This is a genomic window from Flavobacterium sp. T12S277 (assembly GCF_048514875.1).
Classification (GTDB): Bacteria; Bacteroidota; Bacteroidia; order Flavobacteriales; family Flavobacteriaceae; genus Flavobacterium.
Genome location: NZ_JBLYEG010000011.1, coordinates 64,044 through 82,545 on the forward strand (window position 1 = coordinate 64,044; position 18,502 = coordinate 82,545).

Below are 18,502 nucleotides of genomic sequence, written 5' to 3' on the forward strand. Positions count from 1 at the left end.
ATAAAAAAATGCCCCGTTACGACGGGGCATTTTTTGTTATAGGTACATAAGTTGTTACTAAGAAACGGTCATTTTAACGGCTAGTATATGTTTGCAAATCCCTCTTTTTCCCTGATAAGCTGTAAACCAATCGCAGGTGCATTTTTGAGAGTGACTGTCCATAATCACTTTGTGTAAAACCCCTGAGCCTTTTACTCTGGCTTCAATATAATCGGCCCTTCGTTCTATGATTTCGATATCTTCATTGTCGATCAGTTTTTTGGCATTTTTAAGCCTTGGATTTAAAGACAGTATACGCTCGGTTTTAAAAGGGAGACGTCTGTAGAAATGTGCTTTTTCGCTTAAATCATATCCCAATAAACCCATTGAGGACAGATTCGAAGTCAGATTATCCATTGTACCAAAGTCAATATCATTTTCTATTGAAAGCATTGTTGGATCAAAAGTTTCATTAGACTTTAGTAAACTGTTTAAACCGTAAACCCATTCAATGGGTAAATTTTCGGTCATGGTTTCGAGTACATTTCCTTCACCCGAAAAACCACGGTACGAATCGGGAGAAAAAGCCATTAGAAGCTGCATTTTGCCAAATTCCGAAACGATGGCGCAGGTTTGTTTGTCTGACGATTCGTAAATGTAAATTTTATCGACAATGGCCAGAATTCCTTCTAACAATCGCAATCGCTGCACTCCTCCAATTCTAACGCTATCGGCTGTAGCCAAAGTCGAGAACATAAATTTCCCCGCTCTTTTTGTAATGAAAAAATCACCTTTTACATTTCCTTTGGGTAAACTTTGAAACAGTTGAATGGTCTGGATTTTATTCAGTTCAAATTGTACATCCATATCTGCCAGATAGAGCTGAACACTTGTTAAACCTTTGATCCAGCGCATGGGTAAGGTTACTTTTTTCTCTGTAACCTTTGTTTTGCTGGTAATGACCTGAACATCTTGCTGCCCCACTGCAAGCGTTACTTTTTCATTTTTTTGAATGGCATTCAGCGCATTGAGCATCGGATCATTAAAATCAACATTAGTCGTTCCGTTGGCAATAAATTCTCCGTCAATCGCTTCGGGTTTCATGTCCAGTCGCACATAAACGCCATTACAGGAGGAGAAACCTTCAAAACGCAGTCGTTCTGATCCTGCCGATACAATAGGATCCCGAAGACTTGGCGGAATAGGGCCGAAACTGGAACGAACCACTTTGGCAATCGTGCTCCAGCATTTTGCCGTAACATAAGGATCGGTCAAACTTCCCCAGAAAAAACACGGAATGTTGTTGACTTCCTCAATTTCGGTTTGATGTGCCAGAACCAGATTATTGATTCCTTTGGTTTTGCTGTAGGTTGAAATTCCTTTATAGTTGTATTCTAAATCTGTCATTTTGATTATTTTAAAATTTGCTTAATCAATGATTTAAGCGAAGCATTATCTTTCCATTGTTCAAAGAAAGCAATCGCCTGTGACGATGGCTTCTGATTGGTTTTGGTAAGAATGTCAACATAGTTTTCTACAATTTTCTTAAAATTCGTTGGTAGTTTGTCTTTTAAATTGAGATTTTCAAAGAAGGCGTTTAACAACTTCAGTAAAGCATTATTATGCAGGGGCGAAATGTCTTTCAAGGCGGTAAGGCCATCGACTAGTCTTAAAAACACACCGTATTTTTCAGTTGCCAGAAAAGCTAAGTTTTTAGCAAATGGGCTAAGGTCGATTTTTTGCTTTTCGATGAGGTTAATCAAAACTTCCGATGCGAGTAATCGCAGGTCTTTCTTTTCCTGAAAAAAACTAACCGCAAACAAAAATAAACTAGTATCAGAAAATAAAAATCCAGGTCGGTTGATGATCTCTAAAAAGCCTTTTAATTCCGGTTTTGAACCATCGGCAACACCGCAATTTTGCAATAAGGTCAACGCAAGAGCATCTGAGTTTTGAGGAGTCAGACTGTGCCAGAAACACGTATTTCCGGCATAATTCAAACTATAATCCCAACTGTTGGAACGCTGATAAATATCGAGGCTGTACAGCAGATAATTTGGAATTTTGGTATAGTTTGGCAAGTCAAAACGCAGTTCTTACCAGGAAGGTGTTCGCTCTTTTTCTTTGGTTTGATAATTCGTCCATTCGTTCCATTTTTCTTTAAACTTAAACTCAGGCTTAAAAGGAGCTACCACAAATGGAACTGTTTTTAAATAAGTATTTTCAAATTCGGCGAAAGTATCGTTTGGATAAAAGGTCCTTGCTGCAACGGCCCAGAGTGATAATTTACCAGTTTCTTTGGTCGTTTTGCCCATGGTTGACAGCAGTTTCGAAAACAGAGATTCTGAATCCAATTCGAGTTTTTCATTTACTCCTAAAGAAAAGGCTATAAAGGTTTGAGATCTCCTTCTATTTTATCCAATAAAGGAATTGCTTCGGCTACATTTTCTCTCGGCATACGCGCAATGGCAATCGCAAGATCGACGGCATCAATTTCTTCGTTGGTATTTTGATAGGCAATCACTCTTTCCAGCAAAACTTTCGGAGCCACCCAATACGGTCTGTGACTAGGGAAGGAGAGTAGTGGTAAAGACGAGTTTGTATCTATTTTTTGCTGCACTTTCTCTAACAAGGATTGTATTAAAGTCAGTGTATTGATTTTGGAATAATGTTTATAAGAACTGTCAAATTTGCTCGAGATATTTTGAATTTTTTGCTGTAAAAAAGACTTCACGAAATTTTTGTGAACGCTTTCAAAATAATGCTTTTGCAATTGTTTCTCATAAGGCTGCAATTGTGCCACATAATCCTCCGGAAACAAATCTCGTTGCGAAATATAAATGTTGAACAGGATTTCTGAATCGACACTTTCTTCCGAATTAATGAAATTACCAAACTGAAAAACAATGTCATTCCAGTCTTTTGGCAAAACCACTTCTTCGGTCAGCAATAGCTCTTTTTGAGGTTCAAAAATATATTCTTCCAGGACTGAAGTATCAGAACTTAAAGCCTCCTCATCTAAAAAAGGGGTTAGTCCTGACTTTATATTTCCCTGCATCAGGGTTACATAAGAGGATAGTTTTTCTTTAAGGGCTTTGTCTTTTGCGTTCGCAATTTTTAAAATAATTTTACTGGCGCGTTCCTGTAACGTTAAGTCAGAGATTACATAAACATCGGCAATAACAGAAGCAATAGTGCTGCTTAATTTAGGATTCGATTTGTTGAGTTTCTCCAAAACAGGCAATACATTTTTAATGGCAGCTTTACAGTCGTTTCGCATCATTAAAGGCTCCAGCCATTCCAGAAACGACTTGGTTTTGAATTTTGGATGATCGTAAATCTTCTTTATCAATTCTATTCCGTAACTCGTTATAGGTGGATAGGCATTGTGGAGATAAGAGAATATATTTTCCTGATGAACAATAAGTTCGTCAGCAGTAACCTTAAATTCGTCTATTCTTTTTCTGAAAAAAGACTTAAGGTTGTTGTTCCATTCTTTGGTTTGAATCAGGATGGCATTTTCGATAAAGAAAGCGCGATCCATCTTTTTATCTTCTAATAATGATTGGTAAATAACACTCCAGGTCTGGAATTCGTCGTGTTTTTGTTTGTCATTATCTCTAAAAAAAGTATTGTGAAGTGTCGTTTCATAATTAAACAACTCCGGAATATCTCTTTCATAGCCTATTTTATCTTCCAAAATCTTGGCAATAAAAACTCTGGCTTTCATTTTAGTACGCCATTCGTTTGTATCGGCCAGACATATAGCATACAATTCAGGATTGAATTGTATGAGTTCTAATTCTTCAAACTGTCTAAGAATTTGATAATTAAAGCTTCTCCAGTCTTGTCGTTTTATTTTGTCGAGAATAAAAGTTTCAATCCAGTTTGGTTTTGCCCACAATAAAGTCTCGAGTACATAGGGTTTCTCGTTGGTTTCGTCCAGTAATTGAAGCGCTTCATCCCACGAATTAATGTCGGTTTTGTCAAACAAGGCGATTGCGCTCAGGGTAATGATCTCGCTTTGAGTGCGGTCACCACGTGTTCCCCAGCCATAATCGTGTTTGTCTTTTTTTACATAACCGGGATCTTTGGTTAAATCAGTATACGTCATCCAGTAACGTTTACATTTTTTAATGTGCTTTTTTAAGGCTTCGATATTCCCTTTTGCTTTTTCTTTTAGCAAAGGCAGCATCAAACTGATGTTTTTAGATTTTATAATGGCATCGTATTCTTCTAAAACCAGATCCGAATTAGTGCTCTTGGCCGATTTTGGTTTAGAAGTGACATCAACTTCTCCGGTTTCTGAATATCCTTTTTTAATTTTTTCGGCCAGTATTTTTTCGGCCATTTTCAAACATTCTTCACTTGTTGCAAAGCTTTTTGTTTGAGAAGTTCCTGAGGTTCCGTTTTTTCCGTAAGTTACGGTGTAATCTAGTCCGGTAACTTCGATATCCCAGAATTTGTCGGAGTTTCCATCAATGTATTTTAGGTTTTTTTTCATGTTTGTTTATGGACTGAATGGCTAAAAAAAAGTGTGCGTATATTCTCAAAAATATAAAATATTTAAAGTATAGCGCGGGTTTTAAAGGGAAATTTTTGTTAAAATTGGTAGCGCTGTACAGCCTGTTTCTGCACGAATAAAACGTAAATGTTAAATTATGTTAAAAAAAACACTTACTTTTGCTTCTGAAATGGAAATGAAAAATATAAATATCAATTGGTCGGTTGGACTATACAGTGATCGTTTGGCGGGATTTGCCCCTGCTAAAGGCTCTGGATGTGATATGTATTTTAGAATTGAAGTGTAAATGATCGTTACAAACTCAACATAAATATCATTAAAGCGTCCTCATCAGGGCGCTTTTTTTGTTTTTGGACGGTTAAAAAAACACTTTGATTCTGCCCAAGAGGATGGAAAATGATAAAAAAGAACGCTAAACTAAAAATAATTGAAAAAATATTTGACCAATGTTATATGATAAAACTAAATTAATGAAATACAATTTTGAAAAGTAATCGGATGAGAGACAGTCATTTGAAATAAGTAAGAAGCTGCACAACTATGCGGACAGGGATTTCTATGACTTTTTTAAAAGTGTAACTAATTGATTTTTAAATAGATGTAGTTAAAATTGATTTGGAAAATTGATTTTTTAGACATTATCTTTGCAGAAGAAAACACGGAGAACGAGTTTCGAATACTAACAATGATTTTAATATATAGTACAATACATAAAATGGACTTTAATAAAAACACACATATCGCAAAATTATCAAACGCCAGTTTTTACTCAGAACGTTTGGCAATACAGGTGCATGAATACGGGCAATAGGATAGTTATATCTTGTTAGATCTCATGAAGCACCTTTAATCGGGTGCTTTTTTTGTGTCTGTTTTTGAGGTACAGAGGTACAAAGGTGCAGAGGTACTGAGGCTTAACAGGAAGAAAACAAAACTTTGCGTCTTTGCGAGAAAAATTAAGAGAAATTAACAAAAAACCAAGTCTAATTTAAATAACAAAAAGAAATGAAAAAGATAGGCACATTATTTGCAAAAGACCCTACGGATTTGGCAAAAGTGATTAATAAAATTAGTGACGAAAACAAATGGGTGATTGCCGGAAAGGCCGTCGCTACCAGAAAATTTGATGGTACAGCTGCCGCGATTATTAACGGAGCGCTATTCAAAAGATTTGATGCCAAAAAAGGACGTGTAGTTCCCATAGGTGCAATTGCATGCCAGGAAGCAGATATCATTACAGGACATCATCCGCATTGGTTAAAATGCGATCGTTCGAAAGCTGAAGACCGATTTTTCTTTGAAGGTTTTGATAATTTAAAAATCAAAACAGATGGAACATTCGAATTATGCGGACCTAAGGTGCAGGGGAACCCTGAGAACTTAGCCAGGCATACACTAATCAGACACGGTAGTGAGGTTTTGGAGTTTTCAAGTTTTGAGTTCGATAATTTGAAGAAATTCTTGTCAGAGAATGATATCGAAGGCATTGTTTTTCACCATGAATCGGATGGCAGAATGTGTAAACTGAGGAAATCTGATTTTGGAATGAAACGTTTAGAAGTAGTCGAAGAGACAATGTTGTATAATTTGAATATTTCTGACAAATGAGTAAAAAAATTACGTTTGACCATCATTTTGGTCGTACAGGTATAATTAGGTTTAAGGAGCAGCTGTTTGTTTTTATAACAGAAATGGAAGCAGCACTCGCTAGACTGCGGAACAGAAAGGAGGTTCAGGAACGCTGCAGGCTATTCAGGTAATAGCTGCTCAGAAGGTTTTTGTGATTGCCGGAAATTCCTAAAAAAAGTAAGATTATGAAAAGTAATACATTAGAACTATATAAAAAAGCAATTAGAAATAAATATGAGATAGAAAAAAACGGGGAGTATTTTGATTATTTGTACAATCCTTCCCGTGGAAAACTTCGTGACTTTTGTTGGCTTATTTTCGAGAACAACGCAACAAAGGAGGATTTGAATGTTTTTAGAAACTTATTCTCTTTAGATTTCGATCACACCAAAAAGAACAAGTTTAAGGAGCAGAAAGATAAGTTCAGACCTATTGAAACCTTCTTTAAAGGAGAAACAAATCCATCGAATATTGATGCGATAAATCTTGCTGCAATTATGGTCGATTTTCATCCGCGTCCTTTTAAAAAGTTTAACGAATACTGTAGAACTGATGAAGGAAAGCAGTTGGAACGTGCTACTAAAGCTGAGGTGACGTTTGAATTGAAGAAAGAAAACCTAAAGATCGAGCGTTTTGAAGAAACCCAAAAGGAAGAGTCAGGTAAAACTTCTAAAGCTGGAAATCTTTTTTTCAAGTTTAAAGATTTATCCAAGAAAATGAATCAGGATTCCGAAGGGCGAAAACGTCATTGGTCAATTGAAGAAAGTTTTCGTGAAATGAAATCTCGTTATAAGAGAAGATTAAATTAAAAAGGAACAAAAATGAAATTTAAGAATAAAATGAGTAGTATCGATTTAGAGGCCAAGTGTTGGCAGAACGCAGCTCCTGAGGAACAGGAACGTACAATTATCGAATATGCATTGGCTGTTTTAGAAGCTGAAACTGGTAAAATTGCCCCAAATTATAAGGGTTTAAATCAGTCACAACGCTTAAACGTAAGTCCGTTTTGTGCAGCACTAATAACTATTGTTCCATATTTGAATTGATGTTTGCACCATTAAAAAACGGCTGTCCTGTAAAGGCAGCCGTTTTAGGTTTGGTTGTTATTATTTTGATTTATTAATTCTGACCGTATATTTTAGCGTAAAGATCTTTGTATATTTCTTTGATGATTTTACGTTTTAATTTTAGGGTAGGAGTAAGTTGTCCGCCATCGATAGACCAAACATCAGGCGTTAACTCAAAACGTTTGATTTTTTCCCAGTGTCCGAATTTTTCATTGATTCCTTCTACTTCTTCGTCAATACGTTTAATAACCTGTGCATTGGTACTGATTTCTTTATCGGTACTTCCTAAAGTTATTTTGTGAATTTTAGCCCATTCTTTTACAAATTCAAAGTTAGGCTGAATAAAGGCAGCCGGCATTTTTTCACCTTCACCAATTACCATGATCTGCTCGATAAAACGGGATTGTTTCATGGCATTTTCAATCAGCTGAGGAGCAATGTATTTTCCGCCTGAAGTCTTAAACATTTCTTTCTTACGGTCGGTGATTTTAAGGAAACCTTCACTGTCAATCTCACCAATATCTCCTGTATGAAAATAACCGTCCTGTAAAGCTTCGGCTGTTTTTTCAGGATCTTTAAAGTAGCCTAGCATCACGTTTGGTCCTTTGCAAAGGATCTCACCGTCTTCGGCAATTTTAACTTCTACGTTTTGAATTGGTTTTCCAACTGTTCCAATTTTAAAGCCTCTGTTTCTCTGATCGTTTACGGCAATTACCGGTGATGTTTCAGATAAACCGTAACCTTCCATTACCGGAATTTCTGCCGCGGCAAAAACTCGCGCTAAACGTGGTTGTAATGCAGCACTTCCTGAAACCATTAAGTCTAATCTTCCTCCCAAACCTTCTTTCCATTTACTGAAAATAAGTTTGCGGGCAATTTTTAACTGAAACTCATACCAGGCGCCATTGGCTCCATACGGTTGGTATCTTAGTCCTAAATCAATAGCCCAGAAAAATAGTTTTTTCTTGATGCCGGTTAATTCAGCTCCTTTTGCATAAATTTTATCGTAAACTTTTTCCAGAAGTCTTGGTACAGCTGTCATTACATTTGGACGAACTTCTTTGAGGTTGTCACTGATCTTATCAATCGATTCACCAAAATAAACCGAAATACCATAATACTGATAGATGTACAGGATCATTCTCTCAAAAATATGACAAATAGGAAGGAAGCTCAATGCCGAACTTTTTCCCGGGTCAAACGGAATTCTTGGTGCACTATCTAAAACATTAGAAACAATGTTTTTGTGAGAAAGCATAACTCCTTTAGGTCTTCCTGTTGTTCCGGAAGTATAAATGATAGTCGCTAAATTTTCTGGTAGAATGCTGTCTTTTCTGGCTTCAACTTCGCTCTGATTGCTATCGTCTTTTCCAAGCTCTAATAATTCAGACCAGTGTTTGCAGCCTTCAATTTCATTAAAAGAATAAACTTCTTTTAAAGTGGGAACGTTTGCTTTGATCGCGTTTACTTTATCAAGTACTTCGGTATCGGATACAAAGCAGTAAATACTTCCGCTATGGTTTAATATATATTCGTAATCTTCTTCGGCTATAGTTGGGTAAATCGGTACGTTTTGTGCACCGGTTTGCAGGATACCAATATCCATAATATTCCACTCCGTACGGTTGTTAGAAGTGATTAATGCAATTTTATCATCTTTTTGAACACCCATGCGCAATAATGCTCTTGAAATGGCATTTGCTTTTGCAATATATTCCTGGCTAGATGTTTTTTCCCAGACTCCGTTTTTTTTAGTTGCTAAGGCAACCTGAAGGTTATAAGTTTCTTGTTGATAATAGGGAAAATCAAAAAGGCGTGTGATTGAAACCATGTTTAAAATGTTGAATTTTATCGCAAATTAAATAAAAATTAGGGATAATTTTTATATTTATGAAAATTTATGGGAAAAATTATAACTACTTTAGAAAATCAACGAAAACGTTTTCTTTTTTGTAGTAAAATTTAGAAAAACCAAGAAAAAAATGATTTTTGTGTAGTAATTATTGTACGTTATAATCTACATATTCTTTTACTCTTTCTCCCATCAGAAACATCTTTTTCTTAGCAAAATGGATCGAAAATTGAGTGTAATTCCACTCCTCACTATCATCGGTACGGTACCAGAAAGTATAAGAAGCACTGTTGAAACCTTCTTTGAAAACCGGAATACCTTCTTCGGTACATTCAATTCCCCAGTTGATCTTTTTTTTGCTTAAATCGTCATACTGAATAACTCCTGTTCCGTCCGGATTTAATACGGTAGAAGGCTCTTTTTGTCCTGTTGGTAAAAAAGTTCCCGGAACCGGATAACCAATTGTAGTGGTAATAAAATGATCACGTACTTTGTAAGTGATTCGGTCTACCTGAATTTGGGAATGTGATTTTACGGCAATAAATAATAAAGTAAAAAGAAATACTTTTAGGATTTTCATTCTATGTAGGTTTAAGGGGTTTTGGAGCTGCCAAAAAATCCGGGGCACGAATTTTTTGGCGAATATAGTTCAATTTTTACTAGAAAAATGAATCCAAATTACAAGAATGATTTTTTTTACCGTAATGTAATGTTACTCTGTCGAAAACTGGTTTTCCAGTAATTTTTCCTTAAAGTCCGATTTAAAAGTATAAGCAAAAGTAATCATCAGAGCGCGGGTATCTGATTTTGAAGTTCGATGGTTACTGAACAGGGCCGTGTTGTTTTTAAAACCGCTTTCAAGGGTGTTAAACATATCCGTAACCACTAAGCCTAAACGGGCATTACCCTTGCCAAGTTTTTGCTGAAACCCCATGTCGACATTATAAATCGGAATCCTTTTTCCCTGTGCCGTAGCGAGAGCCGAATTGTAATTTCCGATGATTTGCAGTTTCCCGCCTTTCCAGGGAACAAAATTATTGATGATCTTTCCGTACCAGCTAAAGGCATTGTTTACCACATCCTGAGCCAGATTAGAAGCGTTTATATTTTGCTGGAAAGCGGTAATGCTGATGTTGGCATCATAAAACCCAATTGGTTTTAAGCTGAAAATAGTTTCAAGACCATAAGTAACGGTGCTTCCGATATTTCTGGGCTGCTGTAAAACAACTCCATTGTCCTGCAATTCTGCATATTGCCTGATGCTATTGGTAGCATTTCGGTAAAAAGCATTGGTCGAAAAGGAGTATTTAGACCATTCTTTGGTATAACCGCTTTCGATGATGTGAATGATTTCGGGTTTTAAATACGGATTTCCTCCATGCGGATTTAAAGCGTCCGTAATGTCGATAAAAGGATTTAAATTGTCTAAATCCGGGCGGTTGATACGTTTGCTGTATCCTATTTTTAGAAATTCATCTGAAGCTAAATTAAGCTGTAAAGAGGCAGAAGGAAAAAGTTTTATATAATGATTTGAAAAATTGTCACTGTTGTTTTGTGTCTTTCCGTTGTTTGAAACCTGTTCGGCACGCAGTCCTAAATTGTATTTCCATTTTGGAGCTTCTTTGGTACCAATATAGGAGTTTAACATTCCATAAACCGCATTGATCTGCTCGTTGAATTTAAAGCCGTTACTGGCCAGCGGATTTACAATGTATTCGCCATTCGTTTGATCGGCGCTTTGAAAGTCGGAGTCGAAAAATCGGAAGGTTCCTTTGTAACCTGTCTCTAAAATTGATTTTTCAGAAACCGGAAGCGCATAATTTACCACAGCATTTGAAATGTTCTCGTGCTCGTAATTGTGTGTTCTTTGCCATGCAGCAGCACCAATCAGGTTGTAGTATTGGTCAAATTGATAGGTGTCGATGTCTGTATTTTCTCTGTGTTTATTAAAAGAAGAAGTAATGCTGGCATTCAGACTTTTTCGATCATCGGTAAATTTGCGATCGTAGCTAAAAGCAAGTTCACCTACCTTAGAACGTTCAAGTTCCAGAGAATGTCTTTTGTTGTTAGAGAAAAACTGATTTGCACTGTTGTTTACCTGCGTGTACAGGGTTTCGCCATTGTCCTGACTTTCCATATTTCCCAAAGCCTCAAAAGAGAAACTATTGTTTTCGTTAGGCGAAAAATCAATGTTGAATTTCAAATTTTGCAAACCTTCGGTACGTTGATCGCTTCGGTTTTGATTGATGTAATGCTCGTCATCGATCAGATAATTGATTCTTTCTCCTTTTATTTTTTTAGTTCTTCCGGCAAAACGATTGTCATAACCCAGTCCAAAATTCCATTTGTCCGTTTTATGATTTAAAAGCACGGAGCTGTTTAATCTTCCTTTGGCGCCAAATCCGCTCCCTAAAACTACCGCGCCGTTCATACCGCTTTGGTTGTTTTTTTTGAGTTTGATGTTGATAATGCCACTCTCTGCATTGGCATCGTATTTAGCCGTAGGATTGCTGATGATCTCAATACTTTCAATACTGCTCGCGGCAATCTGGTCCATATTAGTAATGGCAGAGTTTTTTCCGTTGATTAAAATCATTGGAGATTTTCCCCTCAAAGTAATTCCCCCGTCTGCATCAACGGCAACGGTTGGAATGTTTTTTAGCATATCTGTAGCCGTTCCGCCTGCCTGTGTCAGATTGGAAACTGCGTTAAAAATAAAACCTTCGTCAGTCTTTTGAATTTGTTTCTTTTGAGAATTTACAACCACAGCATTTAATAAATTGGCATCGGTGTGCAATGTTATGGTCCCAACTGAAAGTGGAGTGCCCGCAAATTTTACTTTTTGAGTAAGGGTTTTGAATCCGATTAACCTGAATTGCAGCTGATATTCGCCGGAAGCAAGATTGTCTAAAGAAAAGTTTCCCGAAGCGTCTGTAACGGCATATCCGGCTACTTTTGTAGAATCGGCGGTGTTTTTTAAAACGACATCGACAAATTCGATGGCCAGTTTTCCGTCAGAAACAGTTCCTTTTACAGAAGAATTTTGTGCAAATGTAACTTGGCTTATAAGTAATAAGAGTAGTAAAAGCGATAATTTTGGCGTCCATTTTTTCATGAGACAAAGATATTTATCGCATTAAAAACAGTTTATTAAAGTGCCTTAAGATACTATTAAATTAGTCTTAGAGTCGTTTTAAATAATCTCGATTTATGGTATAACAACGATTTAGACAAAGTTTGTTATTCCGAGGAACGAGGAATCTTCGCAAGTAGTTTCGTCCAGAATAGTTGCCAATCTTTGTCGAGTTTCTCACGAAGAGTCGTCGTTCCTCGGAATGACAAGATTGTGGCAAAAAAAAAAGCGTCCGAATTATCGAACGCTTTTAGTAAAATATATTTTTAGTTTTTCTCAATCCATTTTCTGACGTTGACAAAAGCTTCGTGCCAAGGTGAAACCTCGTCATTTCGGTCTTTTGGATAGTGTGCCCAGTTCCATTGGAAGGTTGAACGCTCGATGTGTGGCATCATAACTAAATGTCTTCCGGTTTTGTCGCACAGCATGGCCGTGTTGTAATCAGATCCGTTAGGGTTAGCAGGATAACCTTCGTAAGCATATTTTGAAACGATGTTGTAGTTTTCCTCCGCTAAAGGCAATTTGAATTTACCTTCTCCGTGAGAAACCCATACCCCTAAAGTACTTCCGGCCAATGTCGATAACATTACCGAATTGTTCTCCTGTACTTTTACTGAGGTAAAGATACTTTCGTGTTTCTGGCTTTCGTTGTGAAGCATTTTTCCGTGAACTTCATGCTCCGGATTGATTACTTCCAATTCCATAAACAACTGACAACCGTTGCAAATTCCAACTGATAACGTATCTTCTCTTTTGAAGAAATTATCCAATGCCGTTTTGGCTTTTTCGTTGTATAAGAAAGCTCCGGCCCAGCCTTTGGCAGAACCTAAAACATCTGAGTTAGAGAAACCTCCAACAGCACCAATAAACTGAATATCTTCAAGTGTTTCACGACCCGAAATCAAATCGGTCATGTGAACGTCTTTTACATCAAAACCAGCCAGGTACATGGCATTTGCCATTTCGCGCTCAGAATTACTTCCTTTTTCACGAATGATAGCAGCTTTTGGTCTCACGGCTTCACTTGAGATAACAGGTTTTTTACCTGTAAAGTGTGCTGGGAAAGTATAATTTAAAACCTGATTTTTATAGTTTTCGAAACGTGCCTGCGCTCTTCCGTTTTTAGATTGTTTTTGATCTAATAAATAAGAAGTTTCAAACCAGATGTCTCTGTACTTCGCAATATCCAAATTATAAATTCCAAATTCCAAACTTGGGGTGCTTTGAACTGAACCAATTTTGAAGAATTCGATATTGTTGGCTTTTAGTTTAGCTTCAACCGCTGCATCTGATTTCGCCTGGAAAACGATTCCGATGTTTTCAGCGAAAAGGATTTTCAATAAGTCTTTTTCCGCGAAAGCGCTGAAATCAATTTTAGCTCCAAGGTTTACGTCGGCAAAACACAATTCTAATAAAGTAGTGATTAAACCACCGCTTCCAATATCGTGTCCGGCTAAGATTTGGTTGTCACCAATTAATTCCTGAATCGTATTAAATGCATTTTTGAAGAAAGCAGCGTCTTTAATAGTCGAAGTTTCTTTTCCAATGGTGTTTCTGATTTGTGCAAAAGACGAACCTCCTAGTTTGAAATCGTCCTGAGACAAATTGATATAATAAATAGAATCTCCGTTTTTCTGTAAAACTGGCTCTACTACTTTTCTAATATCGGTACAGTTTCCACCAGCCGAAATAATTACCGTTCCCGGTGCGATTACTTCGTCATTTGGATATTTTTGCTTCATCGAAAGTGAATCTTTTCCGGTTGGAATGTTGATTCCCAATTCGATTGCAAATTCTGAACAACCTTCTACAGCAGCGTATAAACGAGCGTCTTCACCTTCGTTTTTACAAGCCCACATCCAGTTGGCAGATAATGAAATTCCTTTTAATCCGTTTTTAATTGGCGCCCAAACAATGTTTGATAACGATTCTGCGATCGCATTTCTGCTTCCCGCAACCGGATCAATCAAAGCCGCAATAGGAGCGTGGCCAATAGAAGTTGCAATTCCTTCTTTACCTAAATAATCCAGGGCCATAACCCCAACATTATTCAAAGGCAATTGTAGTGGTCCTGCGTTTTGCTGTTTTGCAACTTTTCCACCCACACAACGGTCTACTTTATTGGTTAACCAGTCTTTTGATGCTACAGCCTCTAAACGTAAAACGTCTTGTAGATAACTTTCGAAATTTGCTGCGTCGTAAGCAACATCAGCATATTTTCTGTCGATTGTTTTGTCTGTCATTACCGTTTTTGGAGAGCTTCCGAAGAAATCTTCCAAAGCGTAATCCATCGGTTTTGAACCATTTGATTTTGATTCGAATGTAAAACGGTGATCACCCGTTACATCTCCAACCTGATACATTGGCGAACGCTCTCTGTCGGCAATTCTTTGTAGAGTATCGATGTCTTTTTGACCAATAACCAATCCCATTCTTTCCTGAGATTCGTTACCGATAATTTCTTTAGCCGAAAGGGTTGGGTCTCCAACAGGTAATTTATCCAAGTCGATTAATCCTCCGGTTTCTTCTACCAATTCTGAAAGACAGTTTAAGTGTCCTCCTGCTCCGTGATCGTGAATAGAAACAATCGGGTTGTGATCGCTTTCTACCAAACCACGAATGGCATTGGCAGCACGTTTTTGCATTTCTGGATTTGAACGCTGGATGGCATTTAATTCAATACCTGATCCAAAAGCTCCGGTGTCTGCAGAAGAAACCGCAGCTCCACCCATTCCGATTCTATAGTTTTCTCCACCAAGAATTACGATTTTATCGCCTTCCTGTGGTTTTTGTTTGATCGATTGATCTAATTTTCCGTAACCGATTCCACCTGCCTGCATGATTACTTTGTCGTAACCAATTTTGCGGTCGTTTTCTGAATGTTCGAATGTTAAAACAGAACCTGTAATAAGAGGTTGTCCGAATTTATTTCCAAAATCAGAAGCTCCGTTTGAAGCTTTGATTAAAATATCCATTGGAGTCTGGTACAGCCATTTTCTTTCTTCAACAGCATTTTCCCATTTTCTTTCGCCGTTTAAACGAGAGTAAGAAGTCATATAAACAGCGGTTCCTGCTAATGGCAAAGAACCTTGTCCGCCAGCCAGACGGTCACGAATTTCTCCTCCTGATCCTGTTGCTGCTCCGTTGAAAGGCTCTACAGTGGTTGGGAAATTGTGTGTTTCGGCTTTTAATGAAATAACAGAATCGAATTCTTTTATTTCGTAAAAATCAGGTTTGTCAGCTGTTTTTGGTGCAAACTGCTGCACTTTTGGTCCTTTTACAAAAGCAACGTTGTCTTTGTAAGCAGAAACAATATCGTTAGGGTTTTCCTGTGATGTTTTTTTGATTAATTTGAATAAAGAAGTTTCTTTTTCTTCTCCGTCAATTACAAATGTTCCATTGAAAATTTTGTGACGGCAGTGCTCTGAGTTCGCTTGCGAGAAAGCAAAAATTTCAGAATCGGTTAGTTTTCGTCCAAGTTTTACAGCAAGATTGACTAAATAATCTACTTCTTCCTGACTTAAAGCCAAACCTTCTACTTTATTGTAAGTGGCAATATCATCAATTTCCAGAATAGGTTCCGGTTGCACATTGATCGTAAAAATTTCCTGATCTAATTGGCTGAATTTTTGAAAGAGCATTGGGTCAAAATCTGAAAAATCAGCTGTTGCCGGATGAAATTCTTCAATTCTGATAATGCCTGTAATACCCATGTTCTGAGTGATTTCTACAGCATTTGTACTCCATGGAGTGATCATAGTGGCACGAGGGCCAACAAAAAAATCCGTCAGTGCGGATTTTTCGATCTTATTGGAGTCGGCAAAAAGCCAGTTTAGTTTTGAAATGTCTTGAGCCGAAATTTCGTTTTGCGTTTGTACTGCAAAAACAGTTTTGCTTTGGTTTTCAAAGAAATGGATCATTGTGATGTGTAGTTTGTTGTATTGAAGTGCAAATTTAGTGTAAATAAATAGCAAGCGCAAATTTGAAAATAAACTCTTTTGAAAAAAAATGAAGCTGCTTTTTGAAACCCTATAAATGCTATGAGCTCCTTTTAGAAGTTGGTGTAATTGTTCTTGATGTTTTGATCTCGCGAAGGTGCAAAGGCGCAAAGTTTTTAATTTTTCGCAGTGAATGGATGGTAAGATATTCTAATGCTGTAAATCTGCGCAAATTATGTAGTGAGTTTTCGATTTGCCTGATCTGTAAAATCTGCGAGAAAAAATAAAGATTGCGTTCTTCTTTAATGGTATAAAAAAAACAGCGACACTATTGCCGCTGTTTTTCTTTAGTAAGCACTCGTATGTAATTAGTTGATTACGATTTTTTTACTGAAATTTTCAGAACCTTTACTAATACGAACAATGTACACACCTTTTGGTACATTATTTATCGTTGATAATGAATCAGTAGTATTTAATTTCTCAAATACTTTTTGACCTAATATTGAAATTATCCCGATAGAATAGGGTGCTTCTAAATTGTTAAAATAAACCGTGAAGTTGCCCTGTGAAGGGTTTGGATAGATAACCAACTCCTTTGTTGAAGCTTCTTCTGTTTCAGAAAGACCTTCTTTTATTCGTTTGGTACCCAGATTAGAACAGGTGTCAACTCCAAATGAATCCCATTGCGCCGACAGGTTAAAAGTAGTGCTTGGGGCAGTAACGGTTGCTTTTCTTCTTATAGTAACATCGGCTGCAAAATTTGCCGCTCCGCCACTAAAAGTTCCGATGATGTCAATCAGAACGCCATTTTTGAATAATCCGATAGGGTCATTTCCGTTAAAAGCCAGTTCAGTTGCTGTTGTTGAAAGGTTGGCCGAACCGGTTGAATAACAACTGGAAGACATTAGGTTGTTTACGATTGTAAATTTAGATCCCGAAGCCAAAGTTCCGGTCAAGGCTAAGCCCGTACTCCAGGAACCTGCACCGTTGGTTTGTTTTTTTATGGTATAGGCTGATAAATTTACAGCTGCTCCGGTATTGTTGGCAATAACCACTGCTTTGTTGTTTCCGGATCCTTCGATGTATTCAGAGAAAAGCAAATCGCTTGTTGTTCCTCCGGTTCCTCCACTGCTGTCGGTTGTCACGGCAACTGTGTTGCTCAACGCCGAAGTGTTGGCGGCTGCATCTCTTGCATTCACATTAATGTTATAACTGGTAGAAGCAGTTAATCCTGTTATTGTAGCGGACAATCCTGTCACTGTTGTTTTCAAAACTCCGTTTGAATAAACGTTGTAACCGCTTACGCCTACATTATCTGTTGAAGCGGTCCAGCTCACTGTAATTGAAGTCGCAGTTTTAGCCGTAGAAGCTAAACTGGTCGGCGCAGTTGGTGCCTGAGTATCTGCCGAAGTATTCCATATTTGATTTACATATTCCGGATGATCGATGAAAGGGTTTCTGTTGTTTTGACGGGCATAAATCGCATTGTTTCGGGCAATTTCTCTGGCACTTACCGGATCTTGTGTATGCCATGCCAGAAGAATGCTTAGAAATGTTGCTGTAAAAACTTTGTTGCTCGAACCGTCAAACATAGGATAAGAGTAGCCCGCAACGGTATTTTCATAACGCGTGGCAAAGTAAAAATACATTCGGGCAATATCGCCTTTGAATTCGTTGATAGGTTCAAATACGGTTCCGGAATATCCAGAAGTGGAGTTTGCCCCCAGTTTTCCTCCATTTTTAGAAATATAAGTTGGGGTATTCACCACGCCATGTGGGAAATTGGAGCGAACTCCGTTTACTTTTCCATCGGTTGGAGTGATAAAATGAGCATCGGCTACCATTGGAGACTGTTCGTTAAAAACAGATTGGGGAATGATATGTTCTCTGTTGTAGCAGTCGCCTTCTACGACATAGTTGCCACAACGCTGTGTGGATGCTATGCTATAATTGTAAGGGTCGGTTCCGGCAGGGTTTTCTGAGTACATGTCTAAAACTGTCCCGTCGTTTTCGTAAAAATTATCAATATCTGAAGTTTGATAAGTGGTGTACAAACCAGCATAACCGTTATTGGTATGTCCTTTTATGATGTTGTACAATTGTGTTTTTAAAGTGTAACCCGAGCCTGTTGCAGTGCTGTAATAGCCGGATGGAATTTGTGCAAATGATGCGGTAATAAAAAAGAATAATACATGCGAGTAGATTTTTTTCATAAATAGCAGTAGTTAAATTTGGTTTTTTAATAAATGAGTGTTTCCTGTTTGAATTTATTAATTGTCTCAAATTTACTACTTTATGAAACACGTTGCGTTAAGCGATGTTTAAATTAAGATAATTTTTCTTACGGTTGTAAAGAGAACCGCGAAGGCGCGTGGA

At 37.5% G+C, this 18,502-nt stretch carries 11 protein-coding genes and 1 pseudogene; 4 read left to right on the forward strand and 8 right to left on the reverse strand.

All coding sequences use genetic code 11. The features are described 5' to 3' along the window. Nucleotides 1-57: 57 nt before the first annotated feature. The 3 genes and pseudogenes from ACN1CN_RS15775 to ACN1CN_RS15785 form a co-directional block, all read right to left on the reverse strand. Complete coding sequence (locus ACN1CN_RS15775) at nucleotides 58-1,386, reverse strand: SWIM zinc finger family protein (RefSeq protein ID WP_419136310.1); 1,329 nt, start codon at nucleotides 1,384-1,386, stop codon at nucleotides 58-60. A 5-nt stretch (nucleotides 1,387-1,391) separates the two neighbouring features. Beyond that, a pseudogene (locus tag ACN1CN_RS15780) lies at nucleotides 1,392-2,294 on the reverse strand (DUF6493 family protein). Nucleotides 2,295-2,365: 71 nt separating this feature from the next. After that, nucleotides 2,366-4,483 (reverse strand): DUF6493 family protein, encoded by a 2,118-nt coding sequence (locus ACN1CN_RS15785; RefSeq protein WP_419136311.1) that lies wholly within the window; start codon nucleotides 4,481-4,483, stop codon nucleotides 2,366-2,368. 157 nt (nucleotides 4,484-4,640) lie between these two features. Here ACN1CN_RS15785 and ACN1CN_RS15790 point away from each other — a divergent pair, with 157 nt between their 5' ends. From ACN1CN_RS15790 to ACN1CN_RS15805, 4 genes are all read left to right on the forward strand, one after another. After that, a complete protein-coding gene (locus ACN1CN_RS15790) occupies nucleotides 4,641-4,790 on the forward strand; it encodes a hypothetical protein (protein ID WP_291285996.1) in 150 nt (49 codons plus the stop codon). 719 nt (nucleotides 4,791-5,509) lie between these two features. Beyond that, complete coding sequence (locus tag ACN1CN_RS15795; protein WP_419136312.1) at nucleotides 5,510-6,112, forward strand: hypothetical protein; 603 nt, start codon at nucleotides 5,510-5,512, stop codon at nucleotides 6,110-6,112. A gap of 206 nt (nucleotides 6,113-6,318) precedes the next feature. Continuing rightward, nucleotides 6,319-6,942, forward strand: a complete 624-nt coding sequence (locus ACN1CN_RS15800; protein ID WP_419136313.1) for a hypothetical protein — start codon at nucleotides 6,319-6,321, stop codon at nucleotides 6,940-6,942. A 12-nt stretch (nucleotides 6,943-6,954) separates the two neighbouring features. After that, nucleotides 6,955-7,179 (forward strand): hypothetical protein, encoded by a 225-nt coding sequence (locus tag ACN1CN_RS15805; RefSeq protein WP_419136314.1) that lies wholly within the window; start codon nucleotides 6,955-6,957, stop codon nucleotides 7,177-7,179. A 73-nt stretch (nucleotides 7,180-7,252) separates the two neighbouring features. Here the strand turns inward: ACN1CN_RS15805 and ACN1CN_RS15810 are convergent, their stop codons facing one another. From ACN1CN_RS15810 to ACN1CN_RS15830, 5 genes are all read right to left on the reverse strand, one after another. Continuing rightward, a complete protein-coding gene (locus ACN1CN_RS15810) occupies nucleotides 7,253-9,031 on the reverse strand; it encodes an AMP-dependent synthetase/ligase (RefSeq protein WP_264524729.1) in 1,779 nt (592 codons plus the stop codon). 169 nt (nucleotides 9,032-9,200) lie between these two features. After that, complete coding sequence (locus tag ACN1CN_RS15815; protein WP_264524728.1) at nucleotides 9,201-9,632, reverse strand: hypothetical protein; 432 nt, start codon at nucleotides 9,630-9,632, stop codon at nucleotides 9,201-9,203. 132 nt (nucleotides 9,633-9,764) lie between these two features. Beyond that, a complete protein-coding gene (locus ACN1CN_RS15820) occupies nucleotides 9,765-12,167 on the reverse strand; it encodes a TonB-dependent receptor domain-containing protein (RefSeq protein ID WP_419136315.1) in 2,403 nt (800 codons plus the stop codon). 284 nt (nucleotides 12,168-12,451) lie between these two features. Beyond that, a complete protein-coding gene (gene purL, locus ACN1CN_RS15825; RefSeq protein WP_419136316.1) occupies nucleotides 12,452-16,105 on the reverse strand; it encodes a phosphoribosylformylglycinamidine synthase in 3,654 nt (1,217 codons plus the stop codon). A gap of 386 nt (nucleotides 16,106-16,491) precedes the next feature. After that, nucleotides 16,492-18,339 (reverse strand): endonuclease, encoded by a 1,848-nt coding sequence (locus ACN1CN_RS15830; protein ID WP_419136317.1) that lies wholly within the window; start codon nucleotides 18,337-18,339, stop codon nucleotides 16,492-16,494. Nucleotides 18,340-18,502: the final 163 nt, after the last annotated feature.

What these genes read in the sequence shown, in the direction of transcription:
- ACN1CN_RS15820 (WP_419136315.1), bottom strand. Translation starts at nt 12,167, where the DNA reads ATGAAAAAATGGACGCCAAAATTATCGCTTTTACTACTCTTATTACTT.
- ACN1CN_RS15790 (WP_291285996.1), top strand. Translation starts at nt 4,641, where the DNA reads ATGTTAAAAAAAACACTTACTTTTGCTTCTGAAATGGAAATGAAAAAT.
- ACN1CN_RS15775 (WP_419136310.1), bottom strand. Translation starts at nt 1,386, where the DNA reads ATGACAGATTTAGAATACAACTATAAAGGAATTTCAACCTACAGCAAA.
- purL (WP_419136316.1), bottom strand. Translation starts at nt 16,105, where the DNA reads ATGATCCATTTCTTTGAAAACCAAAGCAAAACTGTTTTTGCAGTACAA.
- ACN1CN_RS15805 (WP_419136314.1), top strand. Translation starts at nt 6,955, where the DNA reads ATGAAATTTAAGAATAAAATGAGTAGTATCGATTTAGAGGCCAAGTGT.
- ACN1CN_RS15830 (WP_419136317.1), bottom strand. Translation starts at nt 18,339, where the DNA reads ATGAAAAAAATCTACTCGCATGTATTATTCTTTTTTATTACCGCATCA.
- ACN1CN_RS15785 (WP_419136311.1), bottom strand. Translation starts at nt 4,483, where the DNA reads ATGAAAAAAAACCTAAAATACATTGATGGAAACTCCGACAAATTCTGG.
- ACN1CN_RS15795 (WP_419136312.1), top strand. Translation starts at nt 5,510, where the DNA reads ATGAAAAAGATAGGCACATTATTTGCAAAAGACCCTACGGATTTGGCA.
- ACN1CN_RS15810 (WP_264524729.1), bottom strand. Translation starts at nt 9,031, where the DNA reads ATGGTTTCAATCACACGCCTTTTTGATTTTCCCTATTATCAACAAGAA.
- ACN1CN_RS15815 (WP_264524728.1), bottom strand. Translation starts at nt 9,632, where the DNA reads ATGAAAATCCTAAAAGTATTTCTTTTTACTTTATTATTTATTGCCGTA.
- ACN1CN_RS15800 (WP_419136313.1), top strand. Translation starts at nt 6,319, where the DNA reads ATGAAAAGTAATACATTAGAACTATATAAAAAAGCAATTAGAAATAAA.